Annotated in this window: 22 protein-coding genes; 6 read left to right on the forward strand and 16 right to left on the reverse strand. The window is 70.4% G+C overall.

Features of this window, described 5'->3' with window-relative positions:
- The 5 genes from ABZ818_RS32945 to ABZ818_RS32965 are packed head-to-tail and all read right to left on the reverse strand — an operon-like array spanning window position 1 to window position 4,442.
- Window positions 1-1,452 (reverse strand): SCO6880 family protein, encoded by a 1,452-nt coding sequence (locus tag ABZ818_RS32945; protein ID WP_361422802.1) that lies wholly within the window; start codon window positions 1,450-1,452, stop codon window positions 1-3.
- On the reverse strand, window positions 1,449-2,963 hold the full coding sequence (locus tag ABZ818_RS32950) for a hypothetical protein (RefSeq protein ID WP_361422805.1): 1,515 nt from the start codon (window positions 2,961-2,963) through the stop codon (window positions 1,449-1,451). The genes ABZ818_RS32945 and ABZ818_RS32950 overlap by 4 nt, the downstream gene beginning before the upstream one ends.
- Entirely contained in the window at window positions 2,960-3,757 is a 798-nt protein-coding gene (locus ABZ818_RS32955) for a hypothetical protein (protein WP_361422808.1), read from the reverse strand. The genes ABZ818_RS32950 and ABZ818_RS32955 overlap by 4 nt, the downstream gene beginning before the upstream one ends.
- Window positions 3,758-3,765: 8 nt before the next feature.
- Window positions 3,766-4,062 (reverse strand): hypothetical protein, encoded by a 297-nt coding sequence (locus ABZ818_RS32960; protein ID WP_281154682.1) that lies wholly within the window; start codon window positions 4,060-4,062, stop codon window positions 3,766-3,768.
- The gene (locus ABZ818_RS32965; RefSeq protein WP_361422811.1) at window positions 4,059-4,442 is read right to left on the reverse strand and encodes a hypothetical protein; all 384 of its coding nucleotides are present in this window, start codon (window positions 4,440-4,442) and stop codon (window positions 4,059-4,061) included. The genes ABZ818_RS32960 and ABZ818_RS32965 overlap by 4 nt, the downstream gene beginning before the upstream one ends.
- Window positions 4,443-4,663: 221 nt before the next feature.
- Here ABZ818_RS32965 and ABZ818_RS32970 point away from each other — a divergent pair, with 221 nt between their 5' ends.
- Window positions 4,664-5,104: a helix-turn-helix transcriptional regulator gene (locus tag ABZ818_RS32970; protein ID WP_361422814.1), complete on the forward strand. Its 441-nt coding sequence runs from the start codon at window positions 4,664-4,666 to the stop codon at window positions 5,102-5,104.
- A gap of 30 nt (window positions 5,105-5,134) precedes the next feature.
- The gene (locus ABZ818_RS32975) at window positions 5,135-6,190 is read left to right on the forward strand and encodes a bifunctional lytic transglycosylase/C40 family peptidase (RefSeq protein WP_361422817.1); all 1,056 of its coding nucleotides are present in this window, start codon (window positions 5,135-5,137) and stop codon (window positions 6,188-6,190) included.
- A gap of 6 nt (window positions 6,191-6,196) precedes the next feature.
- Here ABZ818_RS32975 and ABZ818_RS32980 read toward each other — a convergent pair whose 3' ends face one another.
- On the reverse strand, window positions 6,197-6,553 hold the full coding sequence (locus ABZ818_RS32980; protein ID WP_361422820.1) for a DUF6281 family protein: 357 nt from the start codon (window positions 6,551-6,553) through the stop codon (window positions 6,197-6,199).
- A gap of 137 nt (window positions 6,554-6,690) precedes the next feature.
- Entirely contained in the window at window positions 6,691-6,960 is a 270-nt protein-coding gene (locus ABZ818_RS32985) for a hypothetical protein (protein ID WP_361422823.1), read from the reverse strand.
- Window positions 6,961-7,085: 125 nt separating this feature from the next.
- Here ABZ818_RS32985 and ABZ818_RS32990 point away from each other — a divergent pair, with 125 nt between their 5' ends.
- The 3 genes from ABZ818_RS32990 (at window position 7,086) to ABZ818_RS33000 (ending at window position 9,114) form a co-directional block, all read left to right on the forward strand.
- Entirely contained in the window at window positions 7,086-7,994 is a 909-nt protein-coding gene (locus tag ABZ818_RS32990) for a Ku protein (protein ID WP_361422826.1), read from the forward strand.
- A 368-nt stretch (window positions 7,995-8,362) separates the two neighbouring features.
- A complete protein-coding gene (locus ABZ818_RS32995; protein ID WP_361422829.1) occupies window positions 8,363-8,680 on the forward strand; it encodes a thioredoxin family protein in 318 nt (105 codons plus the stop codon).
- 161 nt (window positions 8,681-8,841) lie between these two features.
- The gene (locus ABZ818_RS33000) at window positions 8,842-9,114 is read left to right on the forward strand and encodes a saposin domain-containing protein (RefSeq protein WP_361422832.1); all 273 of its coding nucleotides are present in this window, start codon (window positions 8,842-8,844) and stop codon (window positions 9,112-9,114) included.
- 202 nt (window positions 9,115-9,316) lie between these two features.
- On the opposite strand, the gene ABZ818_RS33005 is transcribed toward ABZ818_RS33000, so the two are convergent.
- From ABZ818_RS33005 to mobC, 3 genes are read right to left on the reverse strand one after another with little or no spacing between them, the layout of a single operon-like run.
- Window positions 9,317-10,465: a hypothetical protein gene (locus ABZ818_RS33005; RefSeq protein WP_361422835.1), complete on the reverse strand. Its 1,149-nt coding sequence runs from the start codon at window positions 10,463-10,465 to the stop codon at window positions 9,317-9,319.
- 16 nt (window positions 10,466-10,481) lie between these two features.
- Entirely contained in the window at window positions 10,482-12,206 is a 1,725-nt protein-coding gene (locus tag ABZ818_RS33010) for a mobilization protein (RefSeq protein ID WP_361422838.1), read from the reverse strand.
- Window positions 12,207-12,244: 38 nt separating this feature from the next.
- Window positions 12,245-12,586 carry a plasmid mobilization relaxosome protein MobC gene (mobC, locus tag ABZ818_RS33015; protein ID WP_361422841.1) on the reverse strand — a complete coding sequence of 114 codons (342 nt, stop codon included), beginning with the start codon at window positions 12,584-12,586 and terminating at the stop codon, window positions 12,245-12,247.
- A gap of 335 nt (window positions 12,587-12,921) precedes the next feature.
- Here mobC and ABZ818_RS33020 point away from each other — a divergent pair, with 335 nt between their 5' ends.
- On the forward strand, window positions 12,922-13,302 hold the full coding sequence (locus ABZ818_RS33020; protein ID WP_361422844.1) for a hypothetical protein: 381 nt from the start codon (window positions 12,922-12,924) through the stop codon (window positions 13,300-13,302).
- Between the two features lie 189 nt (window positions 13,303-13,491).
- Here the strand turns inward: ABZ818_RS33020 and ABZ818_RS33025 are convergent, their stop codons facing one another.
- The 6 genes from ABZ818_RS33025 to ABZ818_RS33050 form a co-directional block, all read right to left on the reverse strand.
- Window positions 13,492-13,692, reverse strand: a complete 201-nt coding sequence (locus ABZ818_RS33025) for a hypothetical protein (RefSeq protein ID WP_361422846.1) — start codon at window positions 13,690-13,692, stop codon at window positions 13,492-13,494.
- Window positions 13,689-14,114: an ATP-binding protein gene (locus ABZ818_RS33030; protein ID WP_361422849.1), complete on the reverse strand. Its 426-nt coding sequence runs from the start codon at window positions 14,112-14,114 to the stop codon at window positions 13,689-13,691. The genes ABZ818_RS33025 and ABZ818_RS33030 overlap by 4 nt, the downstream gene beginning before the upstream one ends.
- A gap of 114 nt (window positions 14,115-14,228) precedes the next feature.
- Window positions 14,229-15,452 (reverse strand): helix-turn-helix domain-containing protein, encoded by a 1,224-nt coding sequence (locus ABZ818_RS33035; protein ID WP_361422852.1) that lies wholly within the window; start codon window positions 15,450-15,452, stop codon window positions 14,229-14,231.
- 161 nt (window positions 15,453-15,613) lie between these two features.
- Window positions 15,614-17,239 (reverse strand): hypothetical protein, encoded by a 1,626-nt coding sequence (locus ABZ818_RS33040; RefSeq protein ID WP_361422855.1) that lies wholly within the window; start codon window positions 17,237-17,239, stop codon window positions 15,614-15,616.
- A 616-nt stretch (window positions 17,240-17,855) separates the two neighbouring features.
- Window positions 17,856-18,500 (reverse strand): hypothetical protein, encoded by a 645-nt coding sequence (locus ABZ818_RS33045; RefSeq protein ID WP_361422858.1) that lies wholly within the window; start codon window positions 18,498-18,500, stop codon window positions 17,856-17,858.
- Between the two features lie 152 nt (window positions 18,501-18,652).
- A complete protein-coding gene (locus ABZ818_RS33050; protein ID WP_361422861.1) occupies window positions 18,653-19,531 on the reverse strand; it encodes a phosphoadenosine phosphosulfate reductase family protein in 879 nt (292 codons plus the stop codon).
- Window positions 19,532-19,557: the final 26 nt, after the last annotated feature.

A 19,557-nucleotide genomic window follows, 5' to 3' on the forward strand; every position in this document is an offset into this window, starting at 1 on the left:
TCAGTCCTTCACCAGCGGGTTGTAGCCCAGCGGCAGACCGGCCGCGAACACGGCGGCCTGCGCACCGTAGGCCGGGCGCATGCGGATGCCGCGCGTGGCTTTGATCGCGCGCTCCAGTTCCTGGCGAGCGGCGGGCAGTTCGGCGGTGCTACGGGCGGTGACGGTCACCATGAGCGTCCAGTCCGCGACCTGGGAGCCTCCCGCCACCTGGGCGGCGGCCTGCTCGGCTCGTGCCGTGTCGGCCTTCTGCGACCACTTGGCGCGGCCCTTGACCTCGGCGGTCGCCTGGGCGCGCTGGTAGGCGTGGCTGATCTCGCGTTCCAGCACCGCCTCGCCCTCATGCGGGTCCAGCACCCGGTAGGCCAGGGTGATCCTGCGTTGGAACCGGCCGGGCGCGAGCAGGGGCAGCAGCACGCTGTAGGGGATGGGGCGGCGCGGCATCTCGCGCAGCACCCAGGAGATGCTGACGCCGCCGTCGTGGGCGTACTCCGTCCACTCGTCGTCGGCGGCCTGCGGCCCGCACTCCGACCAGGACAGCTCCTCGAAGTCCTTGTCCCTCGCGTTGAAGACGTCCGGGTCGTAGGCGGAGCGGACCAGGCGGCGCAGGTCGACGTCGGTGCAGCGACGCTCGATGTCGGTGCCGGTGCCGGAGAGGTCCAAGCTGTCGACGACCTTGAGCGCCTCCGCGACCTGGTCGGACAGCTCGGTGGGAGCATTCGCGGAGGCGGTGGGGTCCACCGTGACGCTCATCCACGGCGCCACGCTGGCCGTGGCGTGCGGGGTCGTGCGCACCAGCTCGTCAATGATCGTCTTGGCGAGCTGCGGGGCGCCCGGGTCCTGGCGGCTCCTCACGTCGTCGCCGAGTGCTTCGCCGGCGCCCGGGGTGATCTGGATGGTCACCGAGGCGCCCTTGATCTGGTCGTCGGTGCTCATCGCGTCCAGCACGCTCGACCAGGTGCGCAGGTTGCTCTGCACGGTGCTGGTGGGGGCCATCAGGCTGCCGCCGGGGGCCAGCAGGGTGGTGATGGTCATGCGGCCGCTCGCGCGGTCGTGGACGATGCCCACGTTCTTGCCGGTGGTCGGATCGTGGGCCTTGATCAGGGTGGAGGAGGCGCCGACGCCGGGCAGGTCGAGCGCGTACGGGTGCGGCAGCAGCACGCGCCGGTAGTTGGTGGCGTCGATGCGGGAGGCCCGCCGCCACGACAGCTTCGCCCAGTAGTAGGCCAGGGCGGACATGCCGTGACGGCGAGCAGCGGCCAGCCCGAGCACCATAGACGTGAGCGGCAAGGTCACGAGCAGGGTGATCGGCGCCTGGGTGGCGATGATGCCGTCCGCTACCAGCACCGCGGCGGCCACCATCGTGGCGCCCTTGGACAGGCCGCCGAAGCCGAAGGACTGGCGGACGCGGAAACCGTCGACCATCAAGGTCTTCGGCACCTCGTGGGTGGTCACTGCTGGTTGCCCCCGTTTCCGATCTGGCCGCTCGCGCCCTGGACGGTGTTGTTGACGCCGTCCAGGACCTGGATGGCGATACCTGCGCCGCCGGCCGCAGCACCGCCCGCGCCTGCGGACCGGCTGGCGGATGCTCCCGCCCCTGCGCCCCCTGCGCCGCTCGCCGCCGCGCTCCCCGTTCCGCTTCCGGCCCCCGCGCCTTCGGGCGCGGCCTGGGCGGGCACGCGGTTGGAGTCGTTCCGGGCCGCCTGAGCCCGGGCATCACCGCCCGCCTCGCTCTCTCGGCCCCCCTGTGGGCCCATGCTCTGCTCGACGTACTGGGCGTGCTTCACGGGGGAGGTGGGGGCGTCTGCGTCGCCGCCCTTGCCGCCGTCGCCGCCGTCCTTGCCGTCGCGGCCCTGACCGCCCGCGATGTAGCCCGCGGCGCTGCCCAGTGCACCGCCGACGCCACCGGCCGCGAGTCCTGCCCCCACGACCTCGCCAAACGGGGCAAAAATCCTGGTGAGCGGTCCCGGCGCGACGATCGCGAGGACCAGGGTGGCGCAACCGCGCAGCCACTCAGCGAGAGTGTGGGCTTGCCCGAACTCGGCGAATCCCACGCAAATGATGACAGCCAGGATGGGCTTGTAGGCGATGACCACGCAGATGGAGGTGATCAGGCGGGGGGCCCATTGCCGGGTGGCGTCCCCGCCGACGCGGCCGCCGCCGGCCACGGGCAGCAGCAGGCACTGGATCGGGATGGCGCTCTGCCGCAGGAAGATCAGGACCAGCTGCACGAAGCCGATCAGCGCCAGCACCGCGACGATGCAAAGCATGGTGACCGGATTGTTGACGCCCTTGGGCACCATCACCATAGCGATGCGCTGGTAGGCCTGACCGTCCTTGAAGACCTCGTTGACCAGACCGCTGGTCAGGGCGTCCCCAGCCGTCACCAGCAGGGCGATCAGGCCCACACCGACGGCGGACAGGATGGTGCTCTCGACCCAGCCGAGCAGCGCGCGTCCGACGTGCTTGGTCTGCCCAGTGATCGCCATTTTGCCGATCTGCCACATCGCTCCGAATGTGGCGATGACCAGTCCGAGCCAGGTCAGCATGCCCGCTAGCGTGGCTTTCTCGCCGAACAGCCCGGTCGCCTTCAAATCCAGCGAGGGGCCAAGAAGCGCGACCGTTATGACCTTCTTGATGACCCACCTGACGACGTCCGCGGCGGAGTTGATGACGTCGCCCAGAACACTGTCCCAGACCGCCTTCCACGCCTTACTGACCGCCTTGGCGCCGACCTGGCCGACCTTGTCACACAAGGGGCCGTCACCGGTGATGGAGCCCGCCCGACCGGGCGACGTGATGGTTCCCGTGATGGTGCCGAGAATGGGACCCGTGGCGATCCGGCATGCCCCGTTGATGGCTCCGCCTATGATCCCGTCCGCAGCCGCCGCGGGCTGGGGAACGGACACCGAGACCCCGAACACCGCGACCAGCGCCAGCAGCAGAACCGCCAGCCGACGCCTCACGACGCCTCACGGATCGCGGTCCACCCGGCGTCGTTGAAGTCCTCGTCGCCTGGCGCGACGATCTTCGGCTCAGTCTGCATCGCGGCGTCCTGCTGGGCGCGCGTAGTGGCCGCTCCGGACAGCTTCCAGTCGCCGTCCTCCCACACCACGGCGTTCAGAGTGCGGGTGTACGAGCTCGACTCCTTGGCCATCTCGCCGTTTTTCTGGGTGACGCGGGCCAGCAGCCACACACTGACCTCATCGCTCGACTTCTTGATGACCTTGTAGCCGATCACGGTGTTGCGCATGTACGCCCCGGATGGCAGCGGACTGCCGGGCTTCACGCTCATCTGCTGGGCGAGGTTCTTGTCCGTCTGCAGGGCCTGTTGCTCGATCAGCTTGGCGTTGTTGGACGACTGATCTGCCTTGTCGACGTACGAGTAGTAGATCCGCAGCTGCTCGTCGACCGTGCTGCGCCCGTTCTCGATGTTGATTCGGTTGGCGGCCGCCGCCATCCCCAGGGCGCCCTCGGTGCTCTGCGGGAAGCCGACCTCACTGCCGTGCTTGTCGGTCCGCGCACCTCGAGGAAGTGCCGCCCAGCGGTCCGGCTCGGTCCAGTCGTCCGGCACCTGGTAGGTCGGGACGGCGCTGGGAGAGCTGGATACGTTCGGGCTTGAACCGCCCTTGCCCGCCGTGTCCGAGTCTCCGTCGCCCCCACGGATCACTGCGTAGCCCGTGAGAGCGAGCACGGCTGCGAGTGCTGCGCCCGCGAGCCACGTGCCCCGGGTGTTCCACGTTCCCCTCGTCCGTGACACGCCCGCTCCTAGCCTGCGATCCCGTTGAGGATGGTGATCAGGGAACCGGCCAACAAGATCGCGGCCACACCGCCGCCCATCCACTTGAACGGCTCACTGCCGCCGCCGTGGCGGCTCTTGTCCGCCACGGCCAGCTTGTAGACACCGAAGCCGACGCCCCCGACACCGGCCAGGATCAGCAGCCACAGGCCGTAGCCGAAGATCTGGGAAACGGGCCCCGACAAGCCCGGGATCTGCGTGGGCTTGGCGCCGGGAATGATGCCGGCGAGCGTGACCAGCTCCGTGGCCAACTGCATGTCAGTCATTTCCCTTCCATCGTCTGCCGCAGCTTCTGCGCCGCGGCCATCACGTCTTTGTGCTCCAGGGCCTCATCAGCCCCCTCGACCGCCCGCAGAACCGGCAGGTACGGCACGGTCGCCGTCCCCGCCAGCCGGGCTTGCAGGGCCCTGAAGCGGTACCGAGCGGCCGGTACGGGGCGAGCAGGGGCGTCGGAGATCAACACCAACCATGGACGCGGCAGTGAGGACGTCCAGTTGCGCAGCATGTGCTCCACGCACACCGCGCCGTACACCGTGGTCTCGGCGAGCAGCACCGGCCGCGCCCCATACGGGATGGGCTCCTGGGGGTGCAGCATGCGGGCGGTGCCCGTGCCCTCGGGGTCGAGCATCCGGGCAACGGTCGCCACTGCAATGCCGTATCCATGCACGGGAATCAGCGCGAACCGGAGCGCAACCGGCCCGTGCGCCTGTGGAATTGGCGCCTCGGAATGAGTGAACACGCTGCAACTCCCCCCTGTCTGCAGGCGTTTGTCCCCCACGATCTTGGTCTCGTGGGACTACAGAGGCTAGCGTGATTCTCTGTCATACATGAGTAGCGCTATGTGCGTAGCCGGAGGTCAGGTCACAGGTGTCGCTGTACGACGGTGCGCGAGCTCGCGCCCTGCGCCTCGAAGCCGGTATCGGGGTTGAGGACCTCGCGGTCGCCGCAGGGGTCAGTCCCAACACCGTTCGCAGTGTGGAATCCGGCAAGCACCAGCCACGCCCCCGTGTCGCCAATGGCATCGCCCGGGCTCTCGGAGTCTCGGTCGAAGAACTCACTCTGCCCAGCTCGGTGCAGACCCTACGCGACGTACGCTGCCGCCTCGGCCGCAGCCAGTCCGAGATGGCCGCCCGCCTCGGGGTCGTCCGCCAGATGGTCTCCCAGGTCGAACGCGGCGTGACCGGCGTGCGCTCACCATCGCGCTGGGCGGCCGCCTATGGCCTGACGCTCGCTCAATGGACGGACGCCCGGCGGGCGTCCCGTGATCTGGTCCGGCAGAAAGTCGCAGCACAGACGCACCGGCGATAGACGCCGGAACCGGGGGGATACCGCGTGAAGGTGCTCATCAGAGCTACCGCCGCGATAGCGGTCTTGTTCGTCGTAGCGATCATCGGCCTGATGGGCATGGTGCTTGTCGACGAGGACGCTCACGCCGAGCAGATATCCGACGGAGGGGGAGGACTGCGGGGTGTACCCGCCGAGTTCCGGCCCTGGATATTCAAAGCGGCAGCCGCCTGCAAGGAACGGGAACTCACCCCGGCCTTGCTCGCCGCGCAGCTGAACCAGGAGTCCGGATTCAGCACCGACCGGAGCACCGTCTCCCACGCCGGCGCGCAGGGACCGGCCCAGTTCATGCCCGGCACCTGGGCCACCTGGGGCCGTGACGACGACGGGAACGGGGAAGCCAGCCCGTGGGACGTCGGCGATGCCGTCATGGCGCAGGGGCGCATGATGTGCTCGCTGATCAAGCAGGCCAAGGGCAGCGGGTACAGCGGGGACGTGCGGGGCCTGGCGCTGGCCGGTTACAACGCCGGGTGGGGCGCCGTGCAGCGGTACGAAGGGGTGCCACCAAAGGAGTTCGCGGGCGGCGAGACGTACCACTACGTGGAGGTCATCCTGGCCTCCATGCCGCGGTTCCAGGGCCCCGGCCTGGTCCAGATCTCCGGCACCGGCAACGGCGCAGACGCCGCGCGTAAAGCAGCCACGCGGCTGGGCACCCCGTACTCCTGGGGCGGCGGCGGACCGCTGGGACCGTCCACCGGCTTCTGCGACGGCCGCAACGGCTACCTCAATGGCAAGTGCTCCGCCTCCTCGACCGTCGGCTTCGACTGCTCCTCGCTCGTGCAGTACTCCTACTGGCCCGACCTGAGACTGCCGCGCACCGCGGCCGCCCAGTACGGCGCCACGTCCGACCGGCCGGTCTCCCGCAAGCACCTCAAGGTCGGCGACCTGCTGTTCTGGAGCCACGGCGGATCCGGCGCCATCTACCACGTCGCCCTGTACGCCGGTGACGGCAACGTCATCCACGCCCCACGCACGGGACGCAACGTAGAGATCGCGCCCTTCACCTCCGCCATGCCCGAGCGCGACTACTACGGCGCCACCCGCCCCTAACTGCCGTCAGGAAGCTGCGTCCAGCGACGTGAGATCTGCGTCCTGGACCGCCACTAGCACGGCGTCGCCCGGGGTCTTCCCCGCCGCCACGGCGACCGCCGGATCAATGCCCTCGACCTCGTAGACGGTCACCTTCTCCGGATTCTCCGTGCCGTCGACCTCGCCCGATTCGTCGCACCCGGGCAGCAGGCCGGTACCGAGGTTTTTGCCGACTGTGAACTTCTTGTCGGTCACGGACCGCCCCCTCACGTCGAGGTAGGACCGCCCCTCGTACTTCACGAGGGACCCGCACTTCGCATCGGAGGCGCCGTTCGCCTTGAGACCCTCACAGCCGGTCCCCCCGACCACCAGGACCGCCGCCACCGCCAGAGTCCTCGTCCATCTCCGCACCCGCGGCTTCGCTTCCATCTCCCGCCCTCCGCCCGGCATCACCGAAGGCCCCTCGACCTCTCAGTGCTACGACGGAGCAGCCCCCCTTTTCGTTCTTTTCGTTGCGCTGCCTACTCCGGGTGCCGAGCGTGCTTCTTCACATCCGCCTCGGCTTCGTTGCGGGCCTGGCCCTGCTCCCTCGCGTACTCGGTGACCGCGGCCTGGAGGTCACGGGCGAGGTCGCGCCAGGCGCGCCAAGCGGTCTCGTACGTCGCGGTCTGCGTCTCGGTCCACTCGTACTGCGTCGGCGGGCCGTACTGGTCGCGGAGCTGTTGGACCTGGGCGTTCGCGGTGTCGGCCGCCCGCTGCATGCCCACGAGTTCTTCAAAGGTGTGTGCCACGTGTACCGATCGTAGAGCGGGCATGACGACGCCCACCCCTTCACGGGGTGGGCGCTTCCTTGAGTGCGCGCCGGCTGAGCGGCTCGTAGGCTGATGCTGCTCGGGGCCCGTTGTGGAGGTCTGCCATGCCCCGAACCATCTGGAGCGGTGCGATCAGCTTCGGCCTGGTCACGGTGCCGATCCGCGTGGTCAGCGCCACGGAGGACCACAGCGTCCGCTTCCACCAGTACCACCTGGAGGACATGGGCCGGGTGCGGGTGAGGAAGATCTGCGAGATCGACGACCGCGAGGTCCAGCAGTCCGAGATCGGCAAGGGCTACGAGCTGTCGAAGACCCAGGTCATCCCTGTCACGGACGAGGAACTGCGGGCCCTTCCGCTGCCGACAGTTCGCGCCATCGAGATCGATGCGTTCGTGCCACTGGAGTCCGTCGACCCGATCCGGATCGGAGAGGGCTACTACCTGGCGCCGGACGGCGCCGTGGCCGCGAAGCCGTACAAGCTGCTGGTGCAGGCACTGGGCCGCTCGTCGAAGGTGGCCGTGGCGAAGTACGCGTGGTCGGGTCGGGAGCGGCTGGGGTTGCTGCGGGTGCGGGATGACGTGCTGGTGCTGCATTCCATGCGCTGGCCGGACGAGATCCGCTCCCCGGAGGAGCTGTACCCGCCGCCCGTGGACATCGACGAGGGTGAGATCGACGGCGCCCTGGCGCTCATGGACACGATGGTGCGCGACGACCTCGAAGGCGAAGAGTTCCGCGACACGTACACCGAGGCGCTCCAGGAGATCATCGAGGCCAAGCGCGAGCACCGGGAGCCGCCCGCGGCGACGGAGCCGGAGACCGAGCCCGGGCAGGTGCTGGACCTGATGGCCGCACTGAACGCGTCCGTGCAGAAAGCGAAGGCCTCTCGCGGGGAGGCCGACGTGCACGAGATGCCCGCGCCGAAGAAGAAGGCTGCGAAGAAGCAGCCGGCCAAGAAGATGACGGAGAAGAAGACCGCGGCGAAGAAGTCGGCCCGCAAGCCGCGCAGCGCCTAGAAGTGCCATGAGCGCAGCCGCCACGCTGCCCAGGTCGTGCGACCGCCCTGGGCTGTTGGGGCGATTGCTGCCCCCCGTCCGCGTGAGTCAAGATCGTTTTGCCTCACGTTGTGCCAGGTGAACCGGTACTCGTTGGCCGCATGAACACAGATCGCCAGACCCCCGCTTCCACCGTCCTCCGGCCACCAGCACCACGTTGGCGTCGACTGTGCCGGGCCGCCGCCGTTGTTCTGGGCATGACCCTTGCTGCTGCCCCGTATGCCAGTGCATCGCCGGCCGCACCCCGCCCCGCAGGCCAAGGAGCGGCGTTCGGGGCGACGCAGCAGGGAAGCGTTGAGGCTCCCGCCGCCCGGAGGTATCGGGGAGCGGTGATCGAGGTGACCAGCGCCGAGCAGTTGGAGGAGCTGCTCGAAACGAATCCGAGAGTCATCGCGATGTTCACGGCAGTCTGGTGCGGCCCCTGCCACAACATCAAGCCCGAATTCGAGCACCTTTCGGTGGAGTACGGGACCGTCACGTTCCTGTCCATCGATGTCGATCGCAATCCGGAGCTGGCCGCGCGGTACCGCATCAGTGCCATGCCCACGTTCGTCTCCTTCCAGCATGGATACGAGACCGACCATCGTCTCGGGGCCCACCCGGAGACGCTCCGCAGGATGGTGCGGGAACTGGCCGCGACGTTCTAGCGCCCGAGCCCACTCGCTTCGCCTGCGAGGCGGCGCGGCGCGGGTGCCGGGCCGCCGCACTCCCGTGCCAGGGCTTCGGCCCTGGCACGTACGTCGTTCCGGGCGGTCAGCGCTCGGGTGGCATGACCGTGCAGAGCACTGCTTCGGAGAGGATTCCTGACGTGAAGTACACGATGGTTGCTGCAGTTCTTGCCGGTGCCGTGATGGCCGGTGGTTTTGCCACCCCGGCGATGGCCGACGAGGGGCCGGGGGCGGCTCCGGCGGCGTCCGACCAAGAGATCATCGAGGCCATGGAGCAGCTGTGCGAGGCCGCGCCCATGGATCGCACCGAGTGCCAGAACTACGTCGACGTCTACGGAAACATGGTGCTCCAGCTGATCAGGAACAATATGTCTCTGGAGGAGATCGCAGGCGCTCTGGGTCTGGAGGTCTGATCCCTGCTCCGGCGGGGCGATCGTCCGTCGGTCACCGCCGGACGGGCGGCCACCAGCACGCCCCCGAGGCAGCTCACCACGGCAATCCAGGCGCTCTGGATTGCCGGATGTCACGGCGAGCGTCAGAAGGGGGCGGCCCCACGCTCCCCAGAAAGACCGTCAGCCCCGCACAGAGTACGGGGCCGACGAGGGAAACAGCTTCTCAGCGGGTCTTGCCACGCCTGAGGGCGGGCCCGTTCTGCTGCCGGTGCGGGGGGACTCCGGCCTCTGCAGGCGCCGCGCTCTTGTCCGCCGCCTGCCGCTTAGTAGGGTCCAGCGTCGCCGACTGTGCACGGGCCGCCGTGGTGTTCACCTTCGCCCGCGACGCGACCGCCTCACCCAGCGGCCGGCGCAGCGCATCATGGGCGGCCTCCACCAGCCGTGAGCCCATCTGCGGTGTGGGCCCCTGCTCCCACGAGGTGTCTCCCATGAGGCGGGTCAGGTGCTCGCGCACTGGCTTGCCCTCGGTCTCCATCTGCGCCATCCGTGCGGCCACCAGGGGCCACTGGCGGTTCGAGAGCATCAGCGTCGCTTCCCGCTCGCGGCCCGGCATCGCTTCCATCACCCAGCGGCCGTAGCGCTCGTTCTCCGCCGGGGAGATGGCCAGCTGCCGCAGCGCTCGCGTCCGGTCGGACAGGTCCAGATCCTTGGGCAGATCCAGCCCCGTTGTCAGTGGTCCGTACGACCGGACCGCGTCCCGGCTCGCGGCCGGTGTCGCATCCGCTGCCAGCACCCTCGCCACGGCCTGGTCGACGCCGACGCCCTCGTTGTGCGCGGACGCGAGGACCTGCCGGACGTCGACCCCGCGCTCGTCCAGCCGCGCCATCGTCGCCGCGATGTCCGGCCACGTCGTTGAGGACAGGATCGCCTCCCGCACCGGGCCCGCCGGCAGGGTCTCGCGCAGCACCCGCTCCCACTCCCCCGTGCCCTCGCGGTCGACCCGGGCGGCGTTGTCGGCGACCGCGTCCCGCACCGTCACCGCAATGTCGCCGACCCGGGGAAGGAACTCGCCCAGGTCGACGCCCGCGCGGCGCAGCGCGACCAGCTGCTGCGCCATCTGCGGCCAGTCCGCCCCGGCCATCAGCGCCGTGGAGATGTCGGACGGGACCAGTTTGGTCACCTCCGTGGCCGCCTCGCGCACCGCCTGATCGGCAGGCGGCAGATTCTCCTCCCTGCCCTTCTGCCGCCGCTGCTGCCGTCTGCGCACGGCATCCGCCACGGCCATGACCAGACGCCATGCCATGACGGACGTCTGCACCGCTTCGCCCGCCGCCGCGGCGAACGGCTCACCCTCCGGCGTGGGTGTCCCCATGCTGTGCTCCCCTCGTTCAGCGGGTCCGCTTCGGACCCTTGCGTTGCTCGTCTCCGGGCGGCCGCCGCGTCGGTGCGGGCGCCCCTGTCTTGCGGGCCGGTCCGGTGCGTCCGGCGCCGCCCGTGGGCGTGGTCGACGGGTTCTTGCCGGTGGCGGCCGCGGCCGCGCCGCGCTGCTTCCGCCACCCGTCCAGGCGCCATGTAAGCACCTCCGCCACCGAATCCGCCGTGCCCAACTCCCGGCGGGCGGCGACCGCGGCCAGCACATCCGCAGGGTCCTCGCCGTCACGCTCGATCTGCGCCAGGCGCGTACGCAGGGCGGGCCAGGCAGAGTCCGCCAGAACGGCCTGAGCGTGGGAGGGAACGGCCTGCTGGACGACACCCGCCATCGGCCGCTCGCCCGCGGCCGCCAGCCGCTGTCCACTCCTCGGCCGGGCTGCGGTCGCCTTCCTCTGACGCGGCGTGTACTCCCGGGCCGCGGCCGCGCCCGCCGTCACCTCAACGGCCTCGCGCAGCAGCCTCCCGGCTCGCCCGGCGGCGTGCGCCTGGGACCGGTGCTCCTGCGCTTCGTGCCACGTCCGGGAGGCCTCCACCGCCGTCACCAGGGCGAGCAGGAAACCGAGCGCGGCCGCCGTATCACTGCGGCCCGCGGCCGCCACCGACCTCGACAGCACCTGTGCCGACTCGCGGTAAAGCTCGCGCGCCTGGCCCTCCAGACTGCGCGCCGCCGGAGCCCGGGAGGCTCGCTCGTACTCGCGCGCGGCGTCGCGGATCTGGTCGCGCACCAGGCGGGGTGAGATGACCGCGGCGACCACGACCAGGTCGCCGAGCGCGGCGACGTCCCCGGCGCCCTGGTGCAGCCCTCCGGCACCCAGGTATGCGGCCGCCTGCCTCACCTTGGTCTCCGCCACCTTCCAGGCTTCCGCCGGCGCAATCGGTCGAATGGCAGCGGCCTGCTGCCACCGCTCGCGCACCCGTGGCAGCGACAGGTCCGCGGCCAGCCGGGAGCCGGAGAACCACACCGGCTGCTGGCGTCCGTCGCGGTCGCCCGGCAGTGCCACCGAGTAGCCGGTGACGTTGCCGTCCGGGGCGATCCGCTGCTGCACCCGGACCCCGGCCGCACCGAGCCGGGTGAAGAAATCGGCGTCGCTCGTAGCGGCCGCGGCCGCCTCGCGCACGGCGCGCTGCAGCGTCTCGCGGGCAGTCTCCTGCAGGCCGCGCCGAGTCGCCTTCTCCGTCTCCCCGGTCTTCGACCACTTCCGCGCAGTCTTGTCGCCGTGGGTGAGTCGGCGCAGCCCGAACTCGACCTCGAATCGTCGGGCGACGTCGTGCATCTTCACGATGTCCTGACGCAGGTTAGGCTGACGCCCGTCCTGTCTGGCCACGGTCGCCACGATGTGGATGTGGTCGTCGGCGTGCCGGACGGCCACCCACCTACAGCCCTGGTCGTCGTCGTGCGGGTCGATGCCGGCGGCGTGCATCAGCTCGCGTGCCACCCGCGCCCACTCCGGGTCCGTCAGCTGCCGGTCCTCCGGCGGGTTGCGCACCGCCACGTGGTAGACGTGCTTGGCGGGTCTCTTCCCGAGCAGGGCGTGCACGGGCGCGTCCAGAATCAGCGCAAGGTCGGTGAGGGCCATGTCCGGCGAGCGCGCCGGGTCCTCGATGTAGGGGTCCCATGCGGCCACCAGGTGAGGGTCGACATGCTCGTCCCGCTTGCCCGGACCGTACAGGTAGTGCAGCAAGCCCGAGGTGTCATTTCCTTCCCTGGCCTTCTTCGGCATCACAGCCGCGGCCGCCGCTCGCGCATCAGCTGCAGAGTGGCCTCGTCCACCCGCCGCACGGCCGTCTGGACGTACTCCAGCACCGCCTTGATCTGCGCGTCGGTCACGGCGCCGTCGGCGTTCAGGATGTGCGCAACCTGGTTGAGGTTGTTACCGATGCGCCGCAACTGGCCACGCGACTGGATCAGCTCCTGCAGCACATCCTTGGTGTCGGCCGACACCGGCACGACCTTCTCCGTCGCCACGTCCAGGGCGGCATCGCCAACCCAGGACGCGAGTGCCTGATTGTCCCGCTCGGCGGCCTCCTGCACGATCGCCAACTCAGGGTCATTGAAGCTCACCTTGATGCGGGTCGCCCGGACCCCTCCGGGCTCTCGCTCCCGGCGTCGCACACGACGACGCGGTCCGCTCCCCGCCGGCGACGGCTCACCCAAGACAGCCCCCCTCCCTCCCGACCGGTCCGTGCCCGGATCCAAGATCAGCGGCCGCCAACCCTAGTGCAGCTCGGCCACTGGTCTCCGCTTACTGGGCCCAGTAAGCACTAACTCGCTTCCGCCGGTTACTGCACCAGATGAAGCTGACGATGGTGGGCGATGCGCGGTCAAAAGCGGTGTGAGCTGCGGCGCTTCATTGCGCAGACTGCTGCCGCCGGAAGGGCGCGCGCTACGATCACCGCATGCCAAGCGCAGATGAGATCGTGCAGAGGATGAAGGCACTCCAGGCGAACCGCGAGCAGGCCATCGGGCCCCTGGTGAAGGTCCTGGCCAAGCGGAGCGCGCTGCTGGAGGAACTGGCTGCTCTGGATGCGTCGTACGGCAAGGCCTACGTGGAGGCAGAGGGCGCGGGTTGGACGCCGGAAGAACTCGCCCAGCTGGGCGCGGATGAGCCGGTAAGGCGGCCGCGGGTGCGCTCCCGGCGGAAGGGCTCGGCGGCGAAGAAGCCCGCAGACCAGAGCTCCTCGGCCGCGCCGCAGACGGATTCACCGGCGGTCACGGTGCCCACGCAGGTCCTGCCCCCAACGCAACCGGCTCCGGTCGCCACCGGTACGCCCGTCTGACCGCGCGAGTACGTAGAGACAGGGCCCCGCTTCGCGGGGCCCTTCGTCGTGGAACACACAGCGCGGTGCCCCGGAACCCTCACGGGTGGGATCCGGGGCACCGCTTCCGGAAGTTGTCCGCGACGGGGGTGGCGCGGACAACGGGGTTCGCGAGTGCAGGCTACGCCCCACCGCTGCGGGGGCGGGTCATTAGAGTTCGCCTGCCTCGATCATCTCGGCTCGGGTCCGCCGCACGGTGAGCCTGCGCGGGTCCTCCGCCGGCCACTCCGGACCGCCGCCGGAGCGGGGCCGGAGCCAGACGACCCCGCCGCGAATATCGGTCACGACGACCCGGGTCTTGCCGTCCATCACCTCGTCGCCGACCGACGGCAATGTGTGGGTCTCAGTCATCGGCTCACCTTCATCTCTGCCCAGACGCGCTTGCCCCACGGCTCAAGTCTGGGGCCCATCAGGTCGTACCCCCACCGGTCCGCCAGCCCGTCTACCAGGGCCAGCCCGCGACCACCGATGTCCTCCACTCTCGCGTTGCGTAGCTTCGGTAACCGGTGTGGTGCGCGGTCGACCACGGCCACGTACACCCGGTCCTCGTCGGGGCGGTTAATGATGACGCGCACGCTCTCGCCTCGGGCGTGCCGAACCGAGTTCGTGAACAGCTCGGACAGCAGCAGTTCGGCGTCGTCCACGGCTTCGCTCATGTGCCACGCGCACAGGGCGACGCGTGCCAGGTGCCGCGCCTTCTTGGCTGCCTCCGGGGTGCGGGTCATCGTCTCGCTGTAGCCGGGATATCCCGACCGGCGGGCTGTGGTCGTCATGTCGGGCATCCCCAGACCTCGGGTAGCGGATGGTCGAGCACCGACCGTAAAAGGCAGAGGGGGTAGCGACAGGTACAGTCGCTACCCCCTCTCCGAGGGGTACAAGTTGTACCCCTACGCCGCCACCCCGAGTTGACGCGCGAGGCCTCGGGCGTCGTCGCGAATGATCGCGCTGCCGTTCTCCGCCAGTTCGGCGGCCGCGCCCCGCGCGAACAGGTTGAAGCAGGCGGTCTCGGGGCTGGTCTCGTAGGCCTTCTTCAGCAGGTGCACGACCGCGACCGACTCCCCTTCCAGGCTGTACGCGCGGGCCGTCTCGATGATGTGGAAGCTGCGGCGTGTGGCGCTCTGCATGCTGCCGAGGTCGATGTGCGTGGCCGCGTCAACCGCCGCACCGCCGCGCACGAGGTCGTTGTTCATGGTGATCGCGTACGCGTCGACCATGCCCCGGCCGAACACGAGCCACGGGTGCGCGTACCCGTCGCCGAGTCGGCGGGCAGCCTCGTCCGCGCGGTCCCAGTGCCGTTCGGCGCTGCCTTTCTGCCCGACCTTCGCGTACGACAGGGCGGCGGCCAGGTTCAGCAGGCCCCCGAGCGCGATGTCCTCCGAACCGCGCTCCGGGTCGAGCAGCTGAATGGACCTCATGGCCAGTTCCACGCGCGCCTCGTGGCGCTCTCCGGCGTCACGGAAGACGTGGTTGAGGTACCACGCGGAGGCCGCCATCGCGCGCGGGCTGTCGGCGTCCTGGGCCATGGTCATGGACCGGTCGCCGGTGAGCATCACCAGCTCCGGCGCGGGCTGGAAAGACAGGTAGAGCTGGGCGAGGTGGTAGGCCTGCGCGAGCAGTACCTGTACCCGTCGCCGGTCGTTGCCCTCGTGGGCACGGGTGGCGTGTTGGAGGTCGGCCAGCAGCGCGGGCAGCACGTTGGCCACGCGGCTGCGGTGGTCGCCGAATCCGTGCCAGGCCTGCCACGCGTTCTGTACGCGGGTGGCGAGCGCTGCGGCCGGCGCGGGCTCCTCGTCACGGGCGAGTAGGTCGTAGGTCGTCAGTGCCTCCTTCACCCGCAGCAGTGCGGGGTGGGCGGCCTTGGTGTAGGTGGCAGCTGCCAGTCGCTCGTCACCGGTGAGGGTGGCAAGGTCGTCCACGCCGAGCGCCTCCGCGAGGCGCAGGAGGAGCGGCAGGCGTGGCATGCCGAGTCGGTCGATCTCGATCGCCTTGACCCATTCCGCGCTGCGGCCGACCAGACCGGCGAGCACCGGTCGCGTCAGCCCTTTCCGCTCGCGCTCGTTTCGTACCCGTTGGCCGAACGAACGCAGCGCATTTTCAGCGTCGTGCGCCATGATGGACTCCGTTCTGACGTCGCACTCAGGACGGTACCGGTGCGTGAGCACCGGGAACACTGGTCTCCGGGTCGCGTACCCGAAGGAGGCCAGAAGGCCCCGGCGGGCCGCTGGTCTCCAGCGGCCCGCCGGGGCCTCGGTGTTGACGGTGGCGGCTCCTTCTACGCCGCCTTGGTGGTCGGTGCGGGCTCCTCGGTGAACAGGTGCAGCTGCTCGGGCTCGGCGATCGTCGTGCCGGTGTCGATGCCGTACAGCTGGTGCACGTAGTGCCGGACCTTGGTCTCCCAGTTGGCGTCTCCGAGGATCCGTCCGAAGATCGCGGCGGAGACCATCGGGCAGACCGCGTCCGCCGCCTGCTGGGCGACGTTGCGCACGCCGCGGCCCCGACCGACGTGGGTCCACGGGTAGTCCCGGGGGAAGCCGACCAGGCGGCCGATGTCGGCTTGGCTGATGGTCTCGCCGGTCTCGGAGTCGGCCCATCCGTACGCGGTCGCGGTGACGCAGGTGGACGGGAGGTCGGCGCTGCGGCTGCCGCCGCCCTTGGCCCGGCCGGTGGTGGGGTCGATGGGCCGGTGACCGCGCGTCAGGTACGTGCGGCCGGTGGGCCATCCGACCACCTGCGCGAAGGTCGGGGTGGGGATCGGCTCGGCCGGGACTACGTGAACGAACGGCTTCTCGGCGCCGCGGTGGGCGGCCATGAAACGGCGCTTGCGGTGGGAGGCGCCGTAGTTGACCGCGTCCAGCGTCCAGGCCTCCGTGGTGTGCCATCCGGCCTGCTTCAGCTCGGTGAACAACGCGTCCTCGATCTGCCGGGGCAGGGCGCTCGACTGCTCGACCATGACGCACTCCAGGATGCTGCCGGGCCGGGCGAGCATCCCGAGCGGCCAGATGATGACCTCCGCCATGAGTCCGGCGCGCGGGTCCTCCAGCTGCGCGAGCGGCTCGCGGACCTCGTCCCAGGTGTCGCCGGAGCGCGGTGCGTAGCCGGTGGGCGAGTGCTCCCAGGGTAGGAACCCGGCGGCGGCGGAGGCCTCCAAGATGACGCGGCAGATGACGTCGATGGCGGCGGCGTAGCGGCCCCTGCCCAGCCCGCTCGGAGTGAACGCCTGGCAGGGCGGGGTGAGGGCGATGATGCTCACGTGCTGGAGCGCCGGGTTCTCCGGGTCCAGCGCGGTCACGTCGGCGTGGATGACGCGGAATCCGGCGGCGGTGGCGGTGGCGACGGCGCCGCCGTCCAGGTCGACGCCGATGATGTCGGCGTCCGCGCCGAGGATGTCGCGCAGTCCGAGGGAGAGGCCTCCGGGGCCGTGGAACAGCACGATCACGCGCTTGCGGAGGATGCGGCCGAAGGTGTCGCGCTCCGGGGCGAACAGCCACTCGATTGGGAAGGGGCGCGCGTACCACTCCAGGAGCTGGCGGGTCTCGTCGTCCAGTGTGGCGATCCGCTCGGCGGTGACCGGGCCCTGGTTGTCCAAGCGGCCCAGAGCGATGGCGGCGCGCTCGCCACGGGCCTCGCGGGCGAGTTCCTCGACTCGCTCGTCGTAGCCTTCGACCACGGCGGACGCGCACTGCACGATCCGCTCCGTGGCTTCGAACCGCCACAGCTCGGCCTGGTCGTCGCCGGGGTTGCCGTTGGCGTACTCGGTGAGCAGGGCGGCCGCCTTCCAGCATTCGGCAAGTGCGGGGTGCCCGGATGCCGCAGCGACGTCGGCTGCGTCCTTCGACTCCTGCTCGGCCGCGTCATCGTGCAGCCAGTTGGGGGCGGCGTTGCGCACAGGGGTGCTCACTATGACCGTCCTTGATCGTTGAGGGTTCTCGGTGTGGGCCTGGTGCCGGTGCCGGTGCCGGTCGGGATTCCCGCCCCTTCCGACGTAACTAATACTCTCAAATTTTGGAGTGTGGGTCAACCCCCAGCACCCCATAAAACCGCAGGTCAGAGGCATTTTTGAGGGGGTTTCAGGTGCCGCCCACCACTCCCCCGGCGGACGCCGTACGACGGGCCGGTCGGGGGGCTCCCTCCTCGGTCGGGCAGGCGCAGCCGACCGCGGGCCGTGTCGGGGTGCCAGGCTCGCGCTCGTGCGACCGCCGCAGGCGGCTTGGCCTGGCGGCTCGGCGCGGGCTGTGGTCCCCTCCGGGGGCCCGTCCGGGGAGGGAGGCACCCGACCCCGCCACCGATCACACCCCACCGGCCCGCAGTTCACCGCGCTTCCCCCGCCCCCTCCGAGAGAGGGCCCGGGGTGTGGGGGCGGAGCCCCCGCTGTCTGGACCGGTGCGCGCCGACCGGCTGCACCACGAACTCACCTCTTAAGAGGTGGGATTGCGCCGGGCGGATCGGCGGCGGGTACGACAACGGCCAGCGCGCCCCGGGTCGCGGGGTGCACTGGCCGGTGCCGGGCGGGGTGCCTACTGCTGGTCCAGCTTGCGGGCCTGGGTGATGAGCCGCTTCCAGGTGTCGACGGACTGGCCGTGCCGCTCGGCCAGGGCAGCGGCCACCTCGCCGGCCTTCCGGCCGGGCAGCGCGGCCAGCGCCTCGGCGGCCAGGCGGACGCGCGGGTCGGGCGCCTTCGCCTTCGCCTCGCGCTTCTTGGGGTCGGGGCCGGAGGGGCGCCCGCCCTTGGTGCCGAACCCGCTGACCGGGTTGTCTACCCATGCCCAGAGCTGGGCCCGGGTGCGGTACTCGCGGGTGCGGGTGCGCAGTTGCTCGGTGTGGACCGGGTCCGGCCACTCCGGCGGCGGGTTCTTGGTGTACTGGGTGATCCGGGCCGGGTCGACGCCGAGCACGCGCGCCTGCCCCGCCGGCGGGAGCGGCTCGTCCGGGTCACCGGTGCGGTCGACGCCGGACAGGTCGCGGGGCCGCTTGCAGTGCCCCTTGAACCAGTCGTCCCACACCTCGACGTCCCAGTGCATGACGCCGTCGATGTCGCGGTCCGCGGGGTGGCCGTTGGCCTTGCGGTCGCTCCACAGCTTGCGCAGGGTGTCCCGGCTGTAGCCGCTGTGCGCGATCAGGTCCTCGCGGTTCGCCCACTGGCGGCCGTCGACGGTCTTCACTGGCGTGCTCCTGGTGGTGTCGGTCGTGGATACGATGGTGTCGGTTCGGTTTTGGGCCTGTTGAGGGCCCTCGGTGGCCGGACCGCACGGCCCGGCGGGATTCCCACGCTTTTGCGCCCCGCCGGGCCTCTCGATGTCCGGCTCCGGGCCGGTCAGCTCCGGGCGCGCTCGATGATCTCGCGCAGGCTGATGGACTTCTTGAACTGGTGGCCCATGTCGGCCTCGGCCTCGGTGTACTCGGCGAACAGCTCCGGGTTGAGCTGCGCGCTACGGACCAGGTCGTCGGTGTGCGCGAGCGGGCAGGCCCGGCAGCTCAGGCGCCGCATGCCCTGGTCGTAGGCCTCGTGGTGCTCGATGCCGTTCTTCCGGTGGACCTCCCAGACCTGATCGGTGCTGAGCCGGTGGACCGGGAGCCACGTCGTTACGACCCGCAGCGTCCCCTTGCCGCTCATGCGGTTCCGCTCCAGGGTCGGCTTCTTGGCGCGGGCCCTCGACTCCTCGGCGCGCATGCCCATCGCGTATCCGGCCCGGACCGGGCGCCCCAGCCTCAGCTTGGCGCCGACCTCGTCCACGTAGTCGCGGCCGACCGCGGTCTTGGTGTCGCTCGTGCAGTAGCGCGCGAAGTGGCCCGGCCAGTTGCCGTGGGAGCGAATCCGCTGCCACAGCGAGCCCCACAGCTTGCTGCGGCGGACGGCGAAGGGAACGCCGTACTGCTCGGCGTGCGCGCGGGCGATTTCGAGCGCACCGGGCCACTCGACCAGGTGGCCCCGTTCGGTGGTCCCGAGGTCGCAGTGCAGCACGCGGACCTTGTGGAGCTGGCCCGCCTTGTCGGCCCGGGTGCAGACCTCGTGCACGGTGGCCCCGGAGTCCTTGCCGCCGCTGTCGCCGACGATGACGACGTCGTGGGCGTCGAAGTCGAACTCGGCGGACTCCGCGGGCGCGGCCGGCGCGACGGCTGGCGCGGCGAACAGCTCCATCTGGGCGGCGGCGCACCCGGCGGCGCACGGCGGGGTGGAGGACTTCTTCGTCACGGTCATCTCCTCGTTGAGGTGGTTCG

The sequence above is a fragment of the Streptomyces sp. NPDC047453 genome, from assembly GCF_040643155.1.
Classification (GTDB): Bacteria; Actinomycetota; Actinomycetes; order Streptomycetales; family Streptomycetaceae; genus Streptomyces.